Source organism: Mesorhizobium sp. M0408 (assembly GCF_040321495.1).
Classification (GTDB): domain Bacteria; phylum Pseudomonadota; class Alphaproteobacteria; order Rhizobiales; family Rhizobiaceae; genus Mesorhizobium.
The window spans coordinates 42,380-62,600 of the sequence record NZ_JAMYRO010000004.1 but is presented as its reverse complement, the minus strand read 5'-3'; the positions used below and the strand labels follow the sequence as shown (position 1 = coordinate 62,600).

Below are 20,221 nucleotides of genomic sequence, written 5' to 3'. Positions count from 1 at the left end.
CCGCTCCCTTATGCTCGCTCTACAGGACCGCCATGCCAGCGCTCGACACCATCCGCCAGCAGATCCGTGCTAATTATTTGCCCGACGAAGACCAGGCGGTGAAGCGGCTGGCCGAGGCGGCCGGGCTGTCCGCGCAAGACCGCAAGGCGATTTCGGCCCGTGCCGCCGATCTAGTGCGGGCGGTGCGCGGCTCGTCCGATCCGCGGCTGATGGAGGTCTTCCTGTCCGCCTATGGCCTCTCGACCAAGGAGGGCGTGGCGCTGATGTGCCTGGCCGAGGCGCTGCTGCGCGTGCCCGACACCGAGACGATGGACGACCTCATCGCCGACAAGATCGCGCCGCACGACTGGTCGGCGCATTCGGGCGGCTCGAGCTCGATCTTCATCAATGCATCGACCTGGGCGCTGATGCTGACCGGCCGCGTGCTCGACGAAGGCGAGGGCGGCATCGAAGGCACGCTGCGCGCCATGGTGCGCCGGCTCGGCGAGCCGGTCATCCGCAAGGCGGTCGCGGCGGCCATGCGCGAGATGGGCGAGCAGTTCGTGCTTGGCCGCACGATCGCCGAGGCGGTCAAGCGCGGCCGGCCGATGACGCAGAAGGGCTATCTCTATTCTTTCGACATGCTGGGCGAGGCGGCCCGCACCGAGGCCGATGCGCTGCGCTACCTCAAGGCATATGCCGATGCGATCTCTTCGCTCGATGCCGGCGCCAACGGCCCCGACATCCGCCAGAACCACGGCATTTCGGTAAAACTGTCGGCGCTGCATCCGCGCTATGAAGTGACGCAGAAGGAAAAGATGCTGCCCGTCATGGCCGAGCGGCTTTGGTCGCTGGCGCTGGCGGCGCGCCATTCGCGCATGGGCCTCAACATCGACGCCGAGGAGGCCGACCGGCTCGACCTGTCGCTCGACGTCATCGAACGGGTACTGGCCGAGCCGGAGCTTGCCGGCTGGAACGGCTTTGGCGTCGTCGTCCAGGCCTACGGTCCGCGCGCGGCCTTCACCGTCGACTGGCTCTATGCGCTGGCGAAGAAATACGATCGCACCATCATGGTGCGGCTGGTCAAGGGCGCCTATTGGGACACCGAGATCAAGCGGGCTCAGACGCTCGGGCTCGACGGCTATCCGGTTTTTACCCGCAAAGCCAACACCGACGTCTCCTACCTGGCCTGCGCGAAGAAGCTTTTGTCGATGACCGACCGCATCTATCCGCAATTCGCCACCCACAACGCCCACACCGTCGCCGCCATCCTGTCGATGACGACGGAGCGCGATACATTCGAGTTCCAGCGGCTGCACGGCATGGGCGAAGCACTGCACGAGACGGTGCGCAAGGCCGAAGGCACGCGCTGCCGCATCTATGCGCCAGTCGGCGCTCATTCCGACCTGCTCGCCTATCTGGTCCGCCGGCTGCTCGAGAACGGCGCCAATTCCTCCTTTGTCCACCAGCTCACCGACGAGGAAGTCGAGCCGGAGGATATTGCTCGCGACCCGCTCGACACGGTGGAGAAACAAGGCCCCGCGGCCAATCCGGCGATCGTGCCGCCGTCGGCGATCTTTGGCCCCGGCCGGCGCAATTCCAAGGGCTTCGATATCACCGACACGCCGACGCTGGCGGCGATCGACAAGGCCAGGGCCGAGTTCGCCGGGCCGGACCGCTGGCACGCCAAGCCGGTCAGCCGCGCCGCCGGCTACGGCAAGCAGCGTCCGGTGGTCAATCCTGCGAAACCTTCGGAAGTGGTCGGCACGGTCAGCGAGGCCGGCGCCAAGCAGGTCGAGACCGCCGTGCGCATCGCCGTCGAGGCACAACCGGCATGGGCAAGACGCCCGGTCGCCGAGCGCGCTGCCATCCTCAACCGGGCGGCCGATCTCTACGAGGCGAACGCCGTCGAGTTCTTTGCGCTCGCCGCCCGCGAAGCCGGCAAGTCGCTCGCCGACGGCGTTGCCGAGGTGCGCGAGGCGGTCGATTTCCTGCGCTACTATGCGGCCGAGGCCGCCAATGCCGAGGCGGGCACCGAGGCGCGCGGCGCCATCGCCTGCATCTCGCCGTGGAATTTTCCGCTCGCCATCTTCACCGGCCAGATTGCAGCGGCACTCGTCACCGGCAATTCGGTGATCGCCAAGCCAGCCGAACAGACGCCGCTGATCGCCTTCCGCGCTGTCCAGCTGCTGCGCGAGGCCGGCGTGCCGGAAGACATCATCCAGCTTCTGCCCGGCGACGGCCCCACGGTCGGCGGCCCGCTGACCGCCGATCCGCGCATTGCCGGCGTCTGCTTCACCGGCTCGACCGAGGTCGCCAAGCTAATCGAAAAGCAGCTCGCCGACACCGCCGCGCCTGACGCCATGCTGATTGCCGAGACCGGCGGCCTCAACGCCATGATCGTCGATTCCACCGCACTTCCCGAACAGGCGGTGCGCGACATCCTCGCCTCCGCTTTCCAGAGCGCCGGCCAGCGCTGCTCGGCATTGCGCATTCTCTACGTGCAGAAGGACGTCGAGAAGAAGATGCTTGAGATGCTGAAAGGCGCGATGGAAGCGCTCAGCCTCGGCGACCCGTGGCGGATATCGACCGATGTCGGCCCGGTCATCGATGACGAGGCGCAAGCGTCGATCCGTGACTATTGCACCAAAATGGGCCTGCAGGGCCGGCTGATCGCCAAGCTCGAAGCGCCGAAGGACGGCCGCTTCGTTGCGCCGCACGTCTTTCGGGTCAAGGGCATCGAGGAGTTGGAGCGCGAGGTGTTCGGGCCGGTGCTGCATGTCGCCACCTTCGATGCCGACGAGATCGATGCGGTGATCGCTGCGATCAACCGCAAAGGCTATGGCCTGACCTTTGGCCTGCACACCCGCATCGAAGGCCGCGCCCAGCATTTCGTCGATGGCATCCATGCCGGCAACATCTACGTCAACCGCAACCAGATCGGCGCCGTCGTCGGCGCGCAGCCGTTCGGCGGCGAGGGCCTTTCCGGCACCGGGCCGAAGGCCGGTGGCCCACATTATCTCCGGCGCTTCCGCAAGGGGCCGGAAGCCGGCACCCATCTTGCCGAAGGCCGCAAGGTGACGGCGACCGAGCTCGCCGACAATCTGCCGGACCCGGCCTTTGGCGGCTGGTCGACGCGGCCGGATCGCGTCGCCATCCTGAGGAAACATCTGCGCGGCAAGGGTGCGGCGGCTATCGGCACTGCCGCCGGCATCGATTTCGGCCAGGTCGACCTGCCCGGGCCGACCGGCGAGGCCAACACGCTGTCGCTGTCGCCGCGCGGGCGCGTGCTGTGCCTCGGTCCCGACGCCGACACGCTGCTTGCCCAGGCCATCCAGGCGCTGGCCGCCGGCAATGCCGTGCTCGCCGTCGCACCCGGCGCGCCGGCGGCGCTGTCGGCGCTGACCGGCAAGGGCCTGCCGCTGGCGGCCATCGACGGCCGGCCGGACCCGGTCGAAGCGCGCTCGCTGCGCGTCGATGTCGTTGCCTTTTCCGGCACGCCCGAGGCCGCGCGCATCGTGCGCAAGGTCATCGCCGAGCGCGCCGGCCCGATCGTGCCGCTGATCAGCGAAGTCTATTATCCGGCCGCCTACGCCCACGAGCGCGCCGTCTGCGTCGACACCACGGCGGCGGGCGGCAATGCCAGCCTGCTGGCCGCTGCGTAGGTTTCGCCAGGGTTCGCGTATCGCGGGGCAGGGCGGCGCCGACTTTGGTATCCGCATGAGGACGATCGTTACCTGATACCGAGCGGCACTTCGAACTGCCAAGCCGAGCGACCGGCTCCTTCCGGAATGGGAGGAAACGGAGAAGCCCGGCGGACTGCGTCGAGCGCGGCTTTGTCCAGCGCGGCAACACCCGAACTGCCCGTCAGCCTGGCCGACCGGACGCTGCCGTTCGAGCCGACGGTAAAGGCAACGGTTGCTGTGCCGGTGGCGCGCGTGCGTGTCGAATTGAAGGCCCGCACCAGTTTTGACCTGATCTTGCCGGGATAGTTCGTGACGGCGGCATTGCCGATGCCGGATTTTCCGCCCCTGCTGGCGGTCAGGATCTTGCCGTCCTTCCTGCCGTCGGCCATGCCGCGCGCGACATCCGCTTCGTCACGGCCGCCAGAGCCGGCTTTTTTCTTCTTGGTGTCCGCCTTGGCCGCAGCCTTGCCCGCCTTCTTGCCCAAGGCCGGCTTTTCGGGCTCGTCCGGTTCGGCTTTCCTGGCCGGCTTGCTCTTTGCGGTCGCCTTCTTCGGCTGCCTGGGCTTCGGCCTGTCCGGCTTCGGTTCTTCCGCCGCTACGACGGTCTCGGCTGTCTGAACCGTTTCGGCCGGCGCCGGGTCGGTTGGTGCCGGCGCACTCGTCTCGGCAGGCTCGGCCGTTTCGACCGCACTGACTGGCGGCGGCACCGCATTGTCGTCGGCGGGCACCAGCCTGTCTGTCGCAAGAATGTCGGGCGACGGGGCCTGGCGCGCCGGCTGGACAGGTTGAACAGGCGCAGGCGCGGTCCGGTCGGCAACGGCAGCGGTTTCCGTGGCCGCCTCGCTGACCGGCTCGACCACTTCTTTGTCCGATGCTTCCGCCGCATCGGTGACCGGCTGGAGCGTCTCCTCTGCCGCGGTCGCCTGCGCCTCGACCGTTTCGACGGGCTTGGAGTCGAGCATGGTCACCATCGTTACGTTGGCCACGTCCGGGTCGTCTGCGACATCGCCGGCCGCCTGCTGCGGGTCGGCGCCGAGCAGCATGTCGCCCTGCTGGTCGGCACCTTCGATCCTTGGCCGGTCGTCCGGCAGCGTGAGAAAGGCCAGCGCCACGGCTACGTGGAATGCGCAAGAGCAGGCGATCGCCACCGTCCAGTTGCGGCGCCGCTGCATCTGTCGCGTCTGCCGCAATGGCTCCGCAGGCACCGTCGGCAAGTCGCCGTCGGCATCGGCGATGTAACTGTCTTCCGGCCTGTCGCGCAGCGAAACACGCAGCGCCCCGCGCGGGATGGCGAAATCCGGATCGTCCGGTTCCGGCGGCAGGAAACCGGCCAATGGCCACGCGACGGGGTTTCGCGCGAATGCGGGTTCCGGTCCCAAAATTCAGACCCCGAAGGCGATGCCGGTCCTGGTCTGCGTCTTCAGCCCGCGCATGCAGGCATTCGGCTCGGCGCCGGCGCATTCCGTGGCGCTGTTGATCAACACGCGGCTGACCTTGCCGCAATCCGTGCCGGCAAGATCGAAACGCGTCACCTTGGTCTTGCCTGCCGGCAGCTCCTTGAAGTCGAGCACGGTCAGCCGGTCGACGACGCCGGCCTCGTTGAACAATGCGATCTCGAACGCCGCCTTGGAAAGATCGGCGCCGAGATTGTTGGTGACGACGAAGGTCAGGCGGCAGCCCTTGTCGGAGGGCTGCGCGCCGTTCAGCTCGAGGATCAGCGCCGGTGCTTGCTGTTGTGTCCACGCCGGAGCCGCAAAAAGCGACATTGCCAGCGCCGCGGCGAACAGACGAAGGGATGCTGTGATGCCTGTCATTGTCGTCAGCCTCCAAACCTCATCGTCGCCGCCAGCTTCAGGGTGACGCCGGGCTCGTAGACGACGCTCGTCGTCGATGCGTTCAGCGGGTTGGCGTATTTGACGTCGAACAGATTGTCGGCGCGGAAATCGACCTTGAAATTGTCGGTCGCCTGGTAGCTGGCGAAGGCATTGACCAGCGTATAGTCCTTGGCCACCGGGTTGCCCTGCGGCTTGCCATTGTATTGCACCTCGCCACCGATGGTCAGCCTGTCCTCGAGGAAGCGAAAGCCGAGTTGCCCGGTGATCTGTGAGGAGGGGACGGTGACAAGGTCCGCCCGTTCGCCTTCATAGGAAATCGTGTGGCCGTCGGTGAACGACGCCGAAAGCCCGGCAAAGCCCCAGGCTGCGTCATAGACACCCTCCATCTCGAAACCGTGGATCTTGGCCTTGGCGAAGTTCTGATACTGGAAGCAGATCGGTATGCCCGGACCGAACGGGCAGCCGCTGGTCGGATCGAACGCCGATAGCGTTACGCCATCGATGTAATCGTCAACATTGTTGTTGAAATAGGCCGCCTTCAGCCGCAGCGCGTCGCCGGCCTCAATGACGCCGTTGGTGCTGTAATTGACGCCGAATTCCACGGTCTTGCCGGTTTCGGGCTTGAGATTGGGATTGGGGAGGAACGGGAAGCTGACGCCGGCCGGATGATTGCCGCTGATCAGGGTCTCCGACAGCGACGGAGAACGGTAGCCTTCCGCATAGGTGCCGTAGAATTGCAGGCCGGAAAGGCTGGCGGTTTCGAAGGGCGAAATGCCCACTGTGATGCGTGGCGACAGCCGGTCGCCAGAGGTTTCGCCGACATCACTGTCGAGCTTGTAGCTGTCGTAACGCAGCCCGGCGATGACCTCGAGCCAGTCCCAGGTGAGCTTGTCCTGAACGTAAGCGCCGGAGACGTTCCTGTTGCCCGAGGGCGTATAGAAGCTGTCGCCGCCCGCCGTGCCGCCTGTCTCGACATCGTCGCCAACCCAGTCGCCGCCATAGGTCAGCTCATGCGCGATTCCAACGGTCTCGAATCTCGACGTGTTCCAAATGTCGATGCCGGAGGTGCCGATGTCGAACGTCGATTTCGAACCCGCCGGCAAAACCACGGGCAGACCGGTGACCGGATCAAACCGGTTTTGCGCGACAAGGGCCGTCAGATCGAGCTTGGTCTTGTTGTAGGACGCGTTGATGTGGAGGTCGAGCCAGCTCTTGTCTTCGTCGGTGATGTTGTAGCGGGCCGTGAAGGTATTCGCCTTCAGGTCGGCGTCGTTCACCGGCGCGCTGCCGCTGGTCTCGGTCCATCCGTCGTTCGAGCCGATCCAGCCCAGCTTCAGCTCGCTGTTTTCGCTGGGGCGGATGGTCGTCTTGAGGAGGCCGCTCAAGACGTCGAAGCCGGTGCCCGCTACAGTGTCGCCGCCGCCATGCTTGTAGTCGTCATAGTCGCGGTAGACGATATTGCCGAGCACGTCCCAGTTCTCGTTGATCCGATAGGCGCCGGTGGCGCTGGTGGTCCAGCCTTTGCCGTTGGTTTCGTAGCGCCCAGTTGCGGATACCGCCCAGGTCTCGTCCGGCTTGAGGAAATCCTGCGCATCCTTGGTGTCGAAAAATACGACGCCGCCGATCGCCCCGGAGCCATAGGTGTTGGCGACCGGGCCGCGGATCACATCGACGGATTTGATCAATTCGGGATCGATGTAGAAGGTCGATTGCGTACCGTGATCCGAGCGCTGGAAATTCTGGCGGGCGCCGTCGACGATGACGGAGACGCGGCCGAAATCCTGCAGGCCGCGGATGTTGATGCTGGAACTGACACGCCTTGCGTCGGCCTGGACGGCGACACCCGGCACACCGAACAGCATTTCGTTGGGCGTCGTCGCCATGCGGCGCTCGAGCTGTTCCTCGTCGACATGGCTGGCTGAAGCAAGCGACTCGATCGCCGTCTCGCCGGTACGGCTGAGGATCAGGATCTTGTCGAGCAGTGTGGTACCCGCCGGGGCCGGCTTTACCTTTTCGGGCTGTTGAGACGGGTCAGTCTGCTGCTGGTCGGCTGCCGGTTGGGCGGCCTGCTGGGCGCCGGCCGGTGTGGCGAGCAGCGGGATCGCCGCCGCGCCGGCCAGCAACGCGGCCATTTTGCTTGTCATAGAACAATGTGTCAGGCCGCTGCCCGCCAGCCGTCCCCAATTCGCCAACCCCATGCTGCAGCTCCAAGAATCCATGTTCGATGCTGGCTGGCTTGGGGCTCGCTGGCATTTTTCATCGTGTCCGGCGTCTTAAATGTTGACTCATTTACTCCGGTATTGCACTGCTAGATAACATGATCATTCGAGTCAAGAATTGAATCGGCATTTCACGCAGGCGCCGAGCCAGATGCCAGGCACAGGAAAGGGATCGAACCCATGAACACGCACAATCCCAGCGACTTTCGCTATCGCGTCCGCCGTTCCGACGAAAATTCCGCCCGTTTCGACAGGGTCCAATCGGCAGTGAGAACGCTGTCCAGCAACACGCTGTTCCAGGGCGAGCACGAGATCGGCATCGAGCACCACGGTGCGCTGTACCGGCTGAAGATCACCCGGCAGGGCAAGCTCATCCTCAACAAGTAGGTGGTAGAAATGGACCAGCGCGTAAAACCCGCCCCGCACGAGATCCGGCGGGCACGGGCAGACAATCCGAAAATGCGCGAGCGCGACCTCGCCGCCCAGCTCGGTATTTCGGAGGCCGAACTGGTCGCCGCGCATTGCGGCGACGGCGTCGTGCGCGTCGAGCCGCGTGTCAACGACCTTTTGACTGGCCTCGAAGCTGTCGGTGAGGTGATGGCGCTGACCCGCAACGAAAGCGCGGTGCACGAGAAGATCGGCGTCTACGACAAGGTCGTCACCGGTAATCACAATGCCATGGTGCTCGGCGAAAATATCGACCTGCGTATTTTCCCAAAAGTCTGGGCGCACGGCTTTGCCGTGGAAAAGCGCGATGGCGCCGACATCCGCCGCAGCCTGCAGTTCTTCGACACCGCAGGCGAGGCGGTACACAAGGTGCATCTCAGGCCAGCCTCCAACCTCTACGCCTATCAGAAACTGGTGGCCGGGCTGGAATCGCCGAACCAAGAGCCGACGGTGGCGATTTCAGCGGGCACGGCTGACGAGACCGAGACTGCGGACAACCCGGCGAGCGTCGACGATCTGCGCGACCGCTGGAGCCAGCTGACCGACGTGCACCAGTTCTTCGGCATGCTGAAGACACTGAAGATCAGCCGCCGACAGGCGGTGCGAATGGTCGGCCAGGACTACGCCTGGCTGGTCGACAAGGATGCGGTGAACGCCATGTTCAACCACGCCGCTGCTGGCGCCATGCCGATCATGTGCTTTGTCGGCAATCGCGGCTGCATCCAGATCCATTCCGGCCCGGTCGCCTCGATCAAGCCGATGGGACCATGGCTCAACGTGCTCGACCAGACCTTCCATCTGCACCTGCGGACCGACCACATCGATGAGGTCTGGGCCGTGCGCAAGCCGACCAAGGACGGCTATGTCACGTCGCTCGAAGTCTATGGCGCCGACGGCAAGATGATCATCCAGTTCTTCGGTAAGCGGCATGAAGGCGAAAGCGAGCGCGAAGACTGGCGCTTTCTGGCCGAAAACCTGCCGCGTATCCCAAGCCCGACCGCAGCCTGAGGAAAACGACGATGGTTCTTTTTTCCAGGCTGGCATCGGTCTCCAGGTCGGCGCCTGGTCCTGCGGCGGCTGTTTTTCTGGCGTTCGCCGCGCTGATGCCGGCTCAAGCCGCCGAGGGCATCGCGACTTTCGCCGACCGCTCGAGGATCGTTGCCATCGGCGGCTCGATCACCGAGATCGTCTACGCGCTCGGTGAACAGGATCGTCTTGTCGCGCGCGATTCGACCAGCCGCTATCCGCAAGCGGCGGCGGAACTGCCTGATGTCGGCTACATGCGCCAGCTGTCGCCGGAGGGTGTGCTGTCGGTCAATCCGTCGGGCATATTGGCCCTGCACGGCAGCGGACCGAAGGAAGCCGTCGACGTCTTGAAGAAATCAAGCATCCCGTTCGTCGAGGTGCCCGAGCGCTATGATAATCAAGGCATTCTCGAAAAGATCCACATCGTCGGCAAGGCGCTCGGCACCGAGGCCATGGCCGATGCGCTGGCGGCCCAGATAGACGCCAGGCTGAAGGCAGCCGAAAAGCAGACCGCCTCGATCAAGGATCGCAAGCGCGTCCTGTTCGTGCTGTCGATGCAGGGCGGCAAGCTGCTTGCCGCCGGCAGCGACACCGCCGCCGACGGCATCATCAAGCTTTCGGGCGGCATCAACGCCGTCGACGGCTTTGCCGGCTACAAGCAATTGTCGGACGAGGCAGTCATCACCGCCAGGCCCGACGTGATCCTGATGATGAACAATGCCGGACCGGCCACCGCGGATGACGAATTGTTTTCGAACCCTGCCGTGGCTTCGACGCCGGCGGGTGCCGCCCGCAAGCTGATCCGCATGGACGGCGGCTATCTGCTCGGCTTCGGCCCGCGCACGGCCGACGCCATCCACGATCTCGCCGTCTCGCTCTATGGCGGCCAGGTCACGGATTGAGCGCGATGGCCGATCATTCGATCGCCGGTGCGGCGGGCATCATGACGACGGCAGCCGAGGGTGACCGTTCGCGGCGCGCCCGCCTCGTCGTCGTGCTGCTCTGCGTCGGGCTGGCTATCGCCGCGCTATTGTCTCTGACCTCCGGCGCATCCGATGCCTCGGCCATCGGCGTCATGCATGACTGGCTGTTCGGCGCGTTGCCCGGCGACGCGGCATTGAGCGCCCGCGACCGCCTGATCATCCATGACATCCGTCTGCCGCGCGTCATTCTGGGCGTACTGGTCGGCGCATCGCTTGCCGTCTCCGGTGCCGTCATGCAGGGGTTGTTCCGCAATCCGCTGGCCGACCCCGGCCTGATCGGCGTTTCGGCGGGATCGAGCCTCGGTGCGGTCGCCGTCATCGTGCTTGGCTCGACCATGCTGGCGCCGCTGACTACGGCGCTCGGCACGATGGCTTTGCCGCTGGCTGCGTTCTGCGGCGGGTTGGCGACGACATTGCTGCTCTATCAGGTCGCGACACGGCAAGGCCGGACCTCGGTCGCCACCATGCTGCTCGCCGGCATCGCGCTCGCCGCGCTCGCCATGGCGCTGACCGGCATCCTGATCTTCATGGCCGACGACCGGCAATTGCGCGACCTGACCTTTTGGCAGCTCGGCTCGCTAGGCGGCGCAACCTGGCAGAAGATCAGCTCGGTCGGGCCTGTCATCGTCCTGGCGCTGGCGGCAATGCCGTTCCTGGCGCGCGGCCTCAACGCGCTGGCGCTCGGCGAGGCCACGGCCGGCCATCTCGGCATTCCGGTGCAGCGGCTGAAATACACTGCGATTGTCGGCGTCTCGGCAGCGGTCGGCGCATCGGTCGCCGTCAGCGGCGGCATCGGTTTCGTCGGCATCGTCGTGCCGCATCTGCTGCGTCTGCTGATCGGCCCCGATAACCGTTATTTGCTGCCGGCATCGGCGCTGCTTGGTGCGGCGCTGCTGCTGTTGGCCGACGCCGTCGCCCGCACCATCGTCGCCCCAGCCGAATTGCCGATCGGCATCGTCACCGCGGTCGCCGGCGCACCGTTCTTCCTGTGGATCCTGCTGCGCAAGCGCGGCGTCATCGACCTGTGAAAGTTTGCCTATGATCGAAGCGCGGGATGTCTCGGTGGCGATCGGCGGCAAGGGCATTGTCGCCAATGTCGATTTCGAGGCGCGGCCCGGCGAAATCGCGGCCATCGTCGGCCCCAACGGTTCGGGCAAGACGACCTTCCTCCGAGCACTGTCCGGCGATCTTGGCTATTCGGGAGAGGTCACCGTCAACGGCCGCAATCTATCGGCGATGAAGCCGGTCGAGGCGGCGACGGTGCGCGCGGTGCTGCCGCAGGCGACGACGCTGTCGTTTCCGTTCACCGTGCGCGAGATCGTCAGGCTGGGCCTGGTCGGCGGGCGCTCCGGCGCGCTGTCCGGCGAGGACCAGCGCCTGCCCGAACGGGCGCTGGCTCGCGTCGACCTCGACGGTTTTGCCGGCCGCTTCTACCAGGAGCTGTCCGGCGGCGAACAGCAGCGCGTACAGCTTGCCCGCGTGCTCTGCCAGGTGTGGGCGCCGGTGCTCGACGGCAAGCCGCGCTATCTGTTCCTCGACGAGCCTGTGTCCAGCCTCGACATCAAGCACCAGCTGATCATCATGGACATCGCCCGCGATTTCGCCAGACGCGGCGGCGGCGTGGTCGCCATCCTGCACGACCTCAATTTGACGGCGATGTATGCCGACTGGATTTTCGTCATGCATCACGGCAGGCTTGCCGCTAAAGGTTCGCCGCAACAGGTGCTCAGCGACGAGCTGATCGAAAAGGTCTTCGATTGCCGGCTGAAGGTCGGCGTGTTGCCGGCGGCAAACATGCCGTTCGTATTGCCGCAGTCGGTCTGTTGATATTCAGGTGATGCCGGCCTGCAAATGGCGGTTTCCTGCGCTTCCGGTACTCACGTACCCAAACGTACGCTCCGTTCCGGTTCTCGGAACCCACCATTTTCGGCTCGGCCTGACCTGAATCTCGACAGACCTCACCAATTGAGATGCGACCAAAAATCAGGCGGCCGGCGCCCTTTGCACCAGCATGTCGATGCCGAGCAGGTGTCGCACATTCGGGCGCGCCGCCACCAGATCGGCGATCGTGTAGCGCGACAGCACGGCGAAGAAGGCGTTGAGCGCTTCGCGCAATGCCGAATTCAGCGCGCAGCTGTCGACCAGCGGACATTCGGCGGCGTCGTTCTCGAAGCACTCGGCCATGGCAAAGCTTTCCTCCGTCACCCGCACGACATCGAACAGGCTGATTGATTCGGCCGCGCGGCCGAGCCTGACGCCGCCATTCCTGCCGCGCACCGTTTCGATCAGGCCGTTTTCGACCAGCGGCTGCAGGATCTTGAACAGGAAAAGTTCCGATACCGAATAGGCGGCGGCAATCTCGGGGATGCGGCTCAACCGCTCGGTGTTGGCGGCGCAATACATCAGAATGCGCATGGCGTAGTTGGTCTGACGGGTAAGCCGCATTGTATCCTCACATAACAGTGGTTGGCGTCAATATGGCCTATAGTTTGGAACAATTCCAGACTGGCGCTGCATAATAGATGAATTCCGGCGTCAAGTTTGCGTGCACGATTGCGCGCACCGGAACCAGCGGCGCGCTTTCTGGGGCAGGCGACACTAGATAAGTTCGCATACACGATCAGGAGCGGCCCATCATGTCACGACCAGCCCCGGCATTTGCATCCGTCGCGTCCGTCCGGTTCGACGCCGATGCCGACGCCAAGCTTTCGGCGCTCAGGCGCACCAAGTTCGTCGCCGCCGCAGCACTTGCGTTTTGCGTGCTGGTCTTTGCGGTGGCGAAATCGCTCGAGAGCCGGCATGCGTGGTTGGGCTTCGTCGCCGCTTTCGCCGAGGCGGCGACGATCGGCGGGCTGGCGGACTGGTATGCGGTGGTGGCGCTGTTTCGGCGGCCACTTGGCCTGCCGATCCCGCATACGGCCATCATCCCGGAAAACCAGAATCGCATCGCCGACAATCTCGGCCGCTTCATCGAGGTGAATTTCCTGGCGCCGGAACCGGTGCGCGAAAAGCTCGCCGAGGTCGACTTTTCGGCGCTGGTCGCGGACTGGCTGGCCGACCCGAACCGCGCCGCCGATTTATCGCGCTTCGTCGGCCGGCTGGTGCCGCAGGCGCTGGCGGCGGTCGAGCAATCCGGACTGCGCGGCTTCGTCACCAGCCGTATGCTGGAGCAGATCGAAAAGGTGCCGCTGGCGCCGCTCGCCGCCGAGCTGCTGTCGGCGCTGACTGACGATCGCCGCCACCAGAAATTATTCGACGAGTTCACCAAGGTGGTCGGCCGCTTCCTGAGCGACGAGCAGGCGCTGGCGACGATGCGCGAGAAGATCCGCGAGGAACTGCCGTCGCTGTTCAACCTGTTTCGCGCCGACGCCTATCTGTTGAAGAAGATCATTGCGTCGGCCGGCTCGCTGCTCGATGAGGTGCGGACCGATCCGCACCATCCGATGCGAGTCGAATTCGACCTTTTCGTCGAAACCTTCGTCGAGCGGCTGAGGACATCCAAACAATATGCCAGGCGCGCCGAAAAGCTGAAGCGCGATTTCCTTGCCCGGCCAGAGCTCAGCGCGCTGGCCGGCGATATGTGGGACAGCCTGCGGCTGTTCATCGAACAGGACGCCAAGGCGCCGAATTCGATGATCCGCGACCATCTCGCCACCATGTTCGTCGAGGTCGGCCGCCATCTTGCCGACGACGCGCAGATCAGGGCCGACATGAATCAGGGGTTTATAGTGGCGCTGGCGTCCTTCGTCGAAAGCCAGAAGAGCGGCGTGTCGAAGTTCATCGCCGACCAGGTCAAGCGCTGGGACCTCGCGCAACTGACAAAGCTGATCGAGATGAACATCGGCAAGGACCTGCAATATATCCGCTTCAACGGCATGATCATCGGTGGCCTTGCCGGGCTCGTGCTCTACACTGCCGAACGGCTGTTTCTTGTCGGCTGACTCGTCCGAATGGACCGCTGAGCTTCGCTGCACTATCTTCCGTGCAGTGGCGGCGCTCACGGCAACAAGGGGGAGAGAACCAGCATGGCAAAACGACCGGAGTCCGAGTCCTTCATCGACATGTTCGGCAAGTTCGGCCGCGACCTGAAGCTGCCGAATGTCGACGTCGAGGCGATCCTCGCCCACCACGCCAAGAACCTGGAAGCGCTGGAGAAGTCGGCACGGGCGAGCGCCGCTGGAGCCTCGGCGCTGTTGTCAAGGCAACGCGAGATGCTGCAGGACACGCTGCGCGAAATCACCGACATGGCACAAAGCTACAGAGCGCCCGGCAATCCGCAGGAAATGATGCAGAAGCAGGCGGCGTTCGCCAGAAAATCCTTCGAGACCGCGCTGAAGAATGCCGGCGAGATGGCCGAACTGGCGAGGGCGTCCGGCACCGAATCGATCGAAATCCTGCGCAGCCGCATCAAGGAGGCGATGGAGGAGATCCGCGCCGGCCACGACAAGAAATAAGCTGTTCCCCAGCAGCACGCTTGCCGGCGGCGAAGACTGGCGGTTCGCGGCCGAAGATTATGGGCTGGAATCGCACTGGCGAATTGACAGGGGCGGCCCGTCGTGGTCCGGAACAGGCAAGCGATCGGGAAAGCAGGAATGACGCAGATACGGCCGAGGACGCCGCCGACCTTCGAGCAACTCAGGGCGATGGCCGGGCAGGAATTAGGCGTCTCGGACTGGACGCTGGTCGATCAGCACCGCATCGACCAGTTTGCCGAATGCACGGGCGATCATCAATGGATCCATGTCGATCCCGAGCGGGCGAAGCGGCAAAGCCCGTTCCGCACCACGATCGCGCATGGCTATCTGACCCTGTCGATCATCGGCGCGCTGGCGCTCGAGATGGGTATCGTCCCCGAAAACACGCAGGCCGCGTTCAACTACGGTTTTGACAAAGTGCGTTTCGTGGCACCGGTCAGAGTCGGCTCGCGAATCAGGCTGCGCACCACGCTGTTGTCGATGGAAGACAAAGGTCCGGGGCAGTATCTGATGAAGGCCGCCAATACGGTCGAGATCGAAGGCGAGCAGAGGCCGGCGCTGACCGCCGAGACGCTCGTCATGCTTTACGCACGCCGCAAGCGGGCCGGCACCTGAGAGTTCAGCCTCAGTTTTGCGGCAGCGCAATCAACGCGACATCGCCTCTTCAAGCGCCCTGAAAATCCGGTCATCTCCGGACTGCGCGACGTTGAAGCGCATGAAACGGCTGGCCGACCGGGACAGGCTGAACGCATTGCCGGGCGCAAGCACGACATTGGCCGACAGGGCATGGCGGGCGACATCCGCGGCATCTATCCCCTCCGGCAGCCTGCACCATAGAAACATGCCGGCGGGCTGATCTATCCATGGCACGATGCCGATCGCCCTGAGGCGGGTGCCGGTTTCTTCCATGGCGCGCGAGAGCCGCGCGCGCAGCAGATCGACGTGCTTGCGATAGAGGCCGTCCTTCAGCAGCGTCAGTACCAGTTCGGATGCAAGCCGACCGCTGCCAAACGACGTGGCGATCTTGAGATCGGTCAATCCTTCCATCCAGTCGCGAGGAGCGGCGATGAAGCCGCAGCGCACCGATGCCGACAACGTCTTGGAAAAGCTTCCGATATGAATGACCCGGCTGAGGCCGTCGAAGGCCGCCAGCCTGGGCGCCGGCGTGTGTTCGAAATCGGCGAAGATATCGTCCTCGATGATCGTCAGCCCCGACTGGTCGGCGAGCTTCAGCACCCGATGGGCAACGACCGGGGACAATATAGCGCCGGTCGGATTGTGGAGCGCCGAATTGGTGATGTAGAGGCGCGGCCGATGCTCGTTCAGTGCCTGCGCGAACAGCTCGATGTCCGGACCCGAGCGCGTGTAGGGGACGCTGATCACCTTGGCCCGATGGGCGCGCAACAGGGCATGGAAGTTGAAGTAGCAGGGATCGTCGACCAACACCGTGTCACCCGGTTCGAGCAGGAACCGGCACAGCAGGTCGATCGCCTGAGTGCCCGATTCCGTCAGCATGATCTGGTCCGGAGAGGCTTCGATGCCGTGCTCGGCCATGCGCCGCGCCAGCAGATGGCGTAGCGCCGGCAAGCCGAGCGGCGTGCCGTAGTCGGTCAGCGCGGCGTCGTCGGCGCGGGCCGTCGTCCGCAGTGCCCGGCGCAATCCAGCATCGGGCATCCATGTTGCCGGCAGCCAGCCGCAACCCGGTTTCAGGACGCCGTCGCCGGCTTCCAGCGATTGGCGCGAGACCCAGAGCGGGTCGACGGCACGGTCAAGCCTGGGGCCGATCTCGGCCAGCGACAACGGAGCCAACGGTCCGGCGGCATAGAAACCCGAGCCCGGCCGCGAGCGGATCATGCCTTCCGCCGCAAGACGCTCATAGGCTTCGACCACGGTGGATTTGGAAACCTGCATGGCTTTGGCGAACGCCCGGATCGAAGGCAGCCGCGTTCCCGGTGTCAGGCTGCGCGCGGCGATCCTGTGCCTGATCGTCGCCATGACGCTTTCGACAAGCGTCCGGCTGCCCTCATCTGTTGTCGTCTGCTCATCCATCCGTACTGCTCGCCCTACCATGACGGTTTTGTCAAACTGTACCTGATTGTCTCTGGCGGAGCCAGACGCCCGGCCCGATAGAGGGCGAAATCAGCGGGGCATTGATGGACAAGGCGGCGAGTAGTTGGGCGGCGAGTGGTTGGGCGGCGAGTGGCTGGGTCAACGGGTTCATAGGCGTGCTGATCTTCAGCGGTTCGCTTCCGGCGACGCGCGTGGCGGTGATGGATTTCGATCCGGTGTTCGTAACGGTCGCCCGTGCGGCTTCGGCGGGCATCCTCGGCCTGGCGCTGCTGCTCGTTTTTCGTCAGAAGCGCCCGGAGCGGCGAGATCTGTTCCCGCTGGCGATCGTGGCGCTTGGCGTCGTGGTCGGCTTTCCCCTGCTGACGGCGCTGGCGCTCAAGCACGTCACGTCGGCTCACTCCATCATCTTCGTCGGCCTGTTGCCGTTGGCGACCGCGATCTTCGGCGTGGTTCGAGGCGGCGATCGCCCGAAGCCGGCGTTCTGGCTGTTCTCGTGCCTCGGTAGCGCCCTTGTCGCCAGTTTTGCAGTCACGCAAGGCCTGTCGGTCTCGCCGCTCGGCGACATCTTGATGCTGGCCGCCATCATCATGTGCGGATTGGGCTATGCCGAAGGAGCGGCACTGTCGCGCAAGCTCGGTGGTTGGCAGGTAATATCGTGGGCGCTGGTGCTGTCGCTGCCGGTCATGCTGGCGCTGACGTTCATCACCATGCCGCCGTCGCTCGAAAGTGCCGGCAGGGGCGCGTGGATCGGCCTGGCCTATGTGTCGCTGTTCAGCATGCTGATCGGCTTCGTGTTCTGGTATCGCGGCCTGGCGCAAGGCGGCATCGCCGCGGTCGGGCAGTTGCAACTGCTGCAGCCCTTCTTCGGCCTGGGGCTGGCGGCAGCGCTGCTGCATGAGCAGGTCAGTCCCGCCATGATCGCCGTCACCGCCGCCGTCGTGCTTTGCGTTGTCGGTGCCAAGAGATATGCGAGATAGGTGCGCCGGCTGCCGGAGTTGCATGCGAACCGGGTGGAATCCTCAAGGATGCTTGGCAACGATATCTGTTCGCCCGGCAGTGGCGCGGGCTGAAAATACCGCAAGGATCAGCGCCATCAGCACCAGGCCCGTCGCCACCTGGAAAGTGACCTGCATCCCTCGTGCCGCTGCCGCAGGTGCCAACACTGCCAAGCCAGTGCCTTCCCCAGCCGATGCGAAGGCGAACACCGCGCCCATCACCGACGCACCGGTGATCAGGCCGAGATTGCGCGACAGATTGAGCAGGCCGGAGACGACGCCACGCTGGTCGGGTGCGACGCCCGTCATCACGGCCGAATTGTTGGAGGTCTGAAACAGGCTGTAGCCGGTGCAGACGATGATGATTGGTACGACATAGCCGGCAATACCGAATTCCGCCCGCGACAGAGCAAAGGTGCCAATAGCGAGATCGAACAGGCCGACGATCATGATCCGGTTCGCCCCGAAACGATCGACCAGGCGTCCGGCCGGCAGCGCCGCCAATGCGGTAATCAGAGGGCCGGTCGACAGAACCAGCCCGACCATGGCTGCGTCTAGCCCAAGCGCGCGCGACAGATAGAATGGTGCGACCACCAGCGTCGCCATCATCACCGTGGCGACGATCAGGTTCATGGCGAGGCTTGCGTTCAACGCCTGGTCGCGGAACCTCGCAGGCTGGATCAAAGGGTTCTGGACCCTTGTCTGCGCAATGACAAACAGCAGGCCAGCCACGGTGGCGGCAATCAGCAAGCCGACATTGAGAGAACCAAAACTGCCACGCCCAAGGGTCATGGCGAGCGCATAGGCGGCTAGCGTCAGCGCGAGCAAAGCCGTGCCGATCCCGTCGAAACCGCGCCGACCTGGCGTCTTTTTTCCGGCCGGCAGGAAGCGCCAGGCAAGCGCAAAGGCCAGCACCCCCAACGGCAGATTGATGAGGAAGATCGCGCGCCAGCCGAGGCCGGCGATCAACAGTCCGCCAAGCGAGGGGCCAAGCGTGGTGCCGATCGCCGACATGGCGCCGAGCAGGCCCATGGCGCTGCCGGTTTTATCCCGGGGAACCGTGTCGGCGACAAAGGCCAGCGTCAGAGCCATCATAATGGCCGCGCCGAGCCCCTGTGCCGCCCGTGCAGCGATCAGCAGCCAGAGCGTCGGCGCGAGCCCGCAAAGCACCGATGCGAAGGTGAACAGGGCAATGCCGCCGAGCAATAGCGGTCGGCGGCCGAATATGTCGGCGAGCCGCCCGACGCTGACGATCAAGGTGGTGATGGCGAGCAGATAGGCCAGGACGACCCATTGCACGAGCTGGAACGATGCGTCGAACGCCTGCATCAGCGATGGCAGCCCGACGCTGGCGATGCTGGTGGCGAGCGACGACAGCAGCGTTGAAAGCGACAGGCTTGCCAATGCCCATCGGGTCGAGCGTGCGCTCACCGGGGCAACTTCGTCCCAGGTCTTTTCAGCGGTCGACGCCAAGGTGAACTCCTTTGCCGGCAGCCCCCAATCGGAGCTGTCGGACGCTATTCCCTCGCATGATGTGGCGGAAGGCGCAGTATTTGCATCTTATTCGTGCACGGAACGCCACATCACGGCTGAGCTGTGCTATGGTCCTTCCATGTCGTCACCCGATCTCAATCTGCTTGTCGCCCTCGATGTGCTGCTGAGCGAGGGCAGTGTGGCGCGTGCTGCCGCGCGGCTGCGCCTCAGTCCCTCGGCGATGAGCCGGACCTTGGCGCGGTTGCGCCAGGCGACAGGCGACCCATTGTTGGTCCGGGCCGGCCGTGGCCTGGTTGCGACGCCGCGCGCGCTCGAATTGCAGCAACGGGTAGGTCGAGTCGTTCAGGATGCGGAAGCGCTGCTGCGCCCGGCCAAGCTCCTCGACCTCTCTGCTCTCGACAACGTCTTCACGCTGCGCGCCAACGAAAGTTTCGTCGAGGAGTTCGCACCGCGTCTTCTGACCCGTGTCGAAGCGGATGCACCTGGCGTGCGGCTGCGGTTTGCGCCGAAATCCGACAAGAACGACATGTCGTTGCGTGACGCGGCGGTTGATCTCGAAATCGGGGTTGCCAATGAAACGAGCCCTGAAATGCGCATTCAGGCGCTGTTTCGCGACCGCTTCATCGGTGCGGTGCGAACGGGTCACAGGCTGGGCGAGGGCCCAATGACGCCGGAACGCTATGCGGCCGGCCGCCACATCAGCGTTTCGCGGCGTGGCCGCGAAAAGGGCCCGATCGACGAGGCCTTGAAACTGCTCGGTCTCCAGCGGACGATCGTGTGCATGGTTTCCAGCTTCTCGGCCACGCTCGCCATGGCGCGCGCCTCCGATCTGATCGCCAGCGTCCCCGAGCGGCACACGCTGGGCGCGCGCACGGGCATGTACAGCTTCCCGTTGCCGGTCGATATCGAGGAGGTCACCATTTCGATGCTGTGGCATCCGCGACTCGATGCCGATCCGGCACAACGCTGGCTGCGAGCCTGCGTGCGCGAGGTCTGCGCGTCGTTTCGCTGA

The 20,221-nt window shown here is 64.7% G+C and carries 17 protein-coding genes; 11 read left to right on the top strand and 6 right to left on the bottom strand.

All coding sequences use genetic code 11. The annotated features are described in order from the left end of the window. Nucleotides 1-32 precede the first annotated feature (32 nt). Nucleotides 33-3,644, top strand: a complete 3,612-nt coding sequence (gene putA / locus NKI67_RS05885) for a bifunctional proline dehydrogenase/L-glutamate gamma-semialdehyde dehydrogenase PutA (protein WP_352644739.1) — start codon at nucleotides 33-35, stop codon at nucleotides 3,642-3,644. A gap of 68 nt (nucleotides 3,645-3,712) precedes the next feature. On the opposite strand, the gene NKI67_RS05880 is transcribed toward putA, so the two are convergent. The 3 genes from NKI67_RS05880 to NKI67_RS05870 are packed head-to-tail and all read right to left on the bottom strand — an operon-like array spanning nucleotide 3,713 to nucleotide 7,698. Then, nucleotides 3,713-4,999, bottom strand: a complete 1,287-nt coding sequence (locus tag NKI67_RS05880) for an energy transducer TonB family protein (RefSeq protein ID WP_352644737.1) — start codon at nucleotides 4,997-4,999, stop codon at nucleotides 3,713-3,715. Nucleotides 5,000-5,047: 48 nt separating this feature from the next. Then, on the bottom strand, nucleotides 5,048-5,479 hold the full coding sequence (locus tag NKI67_RS05875) for a hypothetical protein (protein ID WP_352644735.1): 432 nt from the start codon (nucleotides 5,477-5,479) through the stop codon (nucleotides 5,048-5,050). Between the two features lie 5 nt (nucleotides 5,480-5,484). Beyond that, nucleotides 5,485-7,698, bottom strand: a complete 2,214-nt coding sequence (locus NKI67_RS05870; protein WP_502909323.1) for a TonB-dependent hemoglobin/transferrin/lactoferrin family receptor — start codon at nucleotides 7,696-7,698, stop codon at nucleotides 5,485-5,487. Between the two features lie 201 nt (nucleotides 7,699-7,899). Between NKI67_RS05870 and hemP the strand changes: the two genes are divergently transcribed. The 5 genes from hemP to NKI67_RS05845 are packed head-to-tail and all read left to right on the top strand — an operon-like array spanning nucleotide 7,900 to nucleotide 12,002. Next, a complete protein-coding gene (gene hemP, locus NKI67_RS05865; protein WP_352568899.1) occupies nucleotides 7,900-8,106 on the top strand; it encodes a hemin uptake protein HemP in 207 nt (68 codons plus the stop codon). 9 nt (nucleotides 8,107-8,115) lie between these two features. Beyond that, nucleotides 8,116-9,174, top strand: coding sequence for a hemin-degrading factor (locus NKI67_RS05860; RefSeq protein ID WP_352568898.1), 1,059 nt, complete (start codon nucleotides 8,116-8,118; stop codon nucleotides 9,172-9,174). A gap of 11 nt (nucleotides 9,175-9,185) precedes the next feature. Continuing rightward, nucleotides 9,186-10,094 (top strand): heme/hemin ABC transporter substrate-binding protein, encoded by a 909-nt coding sequence (locus tag NKI67_RS05855; protein ID WP_352568897.1) that lies wholly within the window; start codon nucleotides 9,186-9,188, stop codon nucleotides 10,092-10,094. A 5-nt stretch (nucleotides 10,095-10,099) separates the two neighbouring features. Continuing rightward, the gene (locus tag NKI67_RS05850) at nucleotides 10,100-11,203 is read left to right on the top strand and encodes a FecCD family ABC transporter permease (protein WP_352644731.1); all 1,104 of its coding nucleotides are present in this window, start codon (nucleotides 10,100-10,102) and stop codon (nucleotides 11,201-11,203) included. 10 nt (nucleotides 11,204-11,213) lie between these two features. Further along, nucleotides 11,214-12,002: a heme ABC transporter ATP-binding protein gene (locus NKI67_RS05845; protein ID WP_352644729.1), complete on the top strand. Its 789-nt coding sequence runs from the start codon at nucleotides 11,214-11,216 to the stop codon at nucleotides 12,000-12,002. Between the two features lie 156 nt (nucleotides 12,003-12,158). Here the strand turns inward: NKI67_RS05845 and rirA are convergent, their stop codons facing one another. Then, complete coding sequence (gene rirA, locus NKI67_RS05840) at nucleotides 12,159-12,620, bottom strand: iron-responsive transcriptional regulator RirA (RefSeq protein WP_023676431.1); 462 nt, start codon at nucleotides 12,618-12,620, stop codon at nucleotides 12,159-12,161. A gap of 191 nt (nucleotides 12,621-12,811) precedes the next feature. Between rirA and NKI67_RS05835 the strand changes: the two genes are divergently transcribed. From NKI67_RS05835 to NKI67_RS05825, 3 genes are all read left to right on the top strand, one after another. Continuing rightward, entirely contained in the window at nucleotides 12,812-14,116 is a 1,305-nt protein-coding gene (locus NKI67_RS05835) for a DUF445 domain-containing protein (protein ID WP_352644727.1), read from the top strand. 84 nt (nucleotides 14,117-14,200) lie between these two features. Beyond that, nucleotides 14,201-14,629 (top strand): phasin family protein, encoded by a 429-nt coding sequence (locus NKI67_RS05830; protein ID WP_352454553.1) that lies wholly within the window; start codon nucleotides 14,201-14,203, stop codon nucleotides 14,627-14,629. A 138-nt stretch (nucleotides 14,630-14,767) separates the two neighbouring features. Next, nucleotides 14,768-15,265 (top strand): MaoC family dehydratase, encoded by a 498-nt coding sequence (locus tag NKI67_RS05825; RefSeq protein WP_292664992.1) that lies wholly within the window; start codon nucleotides 14,768-14,770, stop codon nucleotides 15,263-15,265. 30 nt (nucleotides 15,266-15,295) lie between these two features. Here NKI67_RS05825 and NKI67_RS05820 read toward each other — a convergent pair whose 3' ends face one another. Beyond that, entirely contained in the window at nucleotides 15,296-16,699 is a 1,404-nt protein-coding gene (locus NKI67_RS05820; RefSeq protein WP_352644723.1) for an aminotransferase-like domain-containing protein, read from the bottom strand. Between the two features lie 104 nt (nucleotides 16,700-16,803). Here NKI67_RS05820 and NKI67_RS05815 point away from each other — a divergent pair, with 104 nt between their 5' ends. After that, nucleotides 16,804-17,697 (top strand): DMT family transporter, encoded by an 894-nt coding sequence (locus NKI67_RS05815; protein WP_352644722.1) that lies wholly within the window; start codon nucleotides 16,804-16,806, stop codon nucleotides 17,695-17,697. A gap of 42 nt (nucleotides 17,698-17,739) precedes the next feature. On the opposite strand, the gene NKI67_RS05810 is transcribed toward NKI67_RS05815, so the two are convergent. Next, entirely contained in the window at nucleotides 17,740-19,188 is a 1,449-nt protein-coding gene (locus NKI67_RS05810; RefSeq protein ID WP_502894569.1) for an MFS transporter, read from the bottom strand. 139 nt (nucleotides 19,189-19,327) lie between these two features. On the opposite strand from NKI67_RS05810, the gene NKI67_RS05805 reads away from it, so the two are divergent. Further along, complete coding sequence (locus NKI67_RS05805) at nucleotides 19,328-20,221, top strand: LysR family transcriptional regulator (RefSeq protein ID WP_352568889.1); 894 nt, start codon at nucleotides 19,328-19,330, stop codon at nucleotides 20,219-20,221.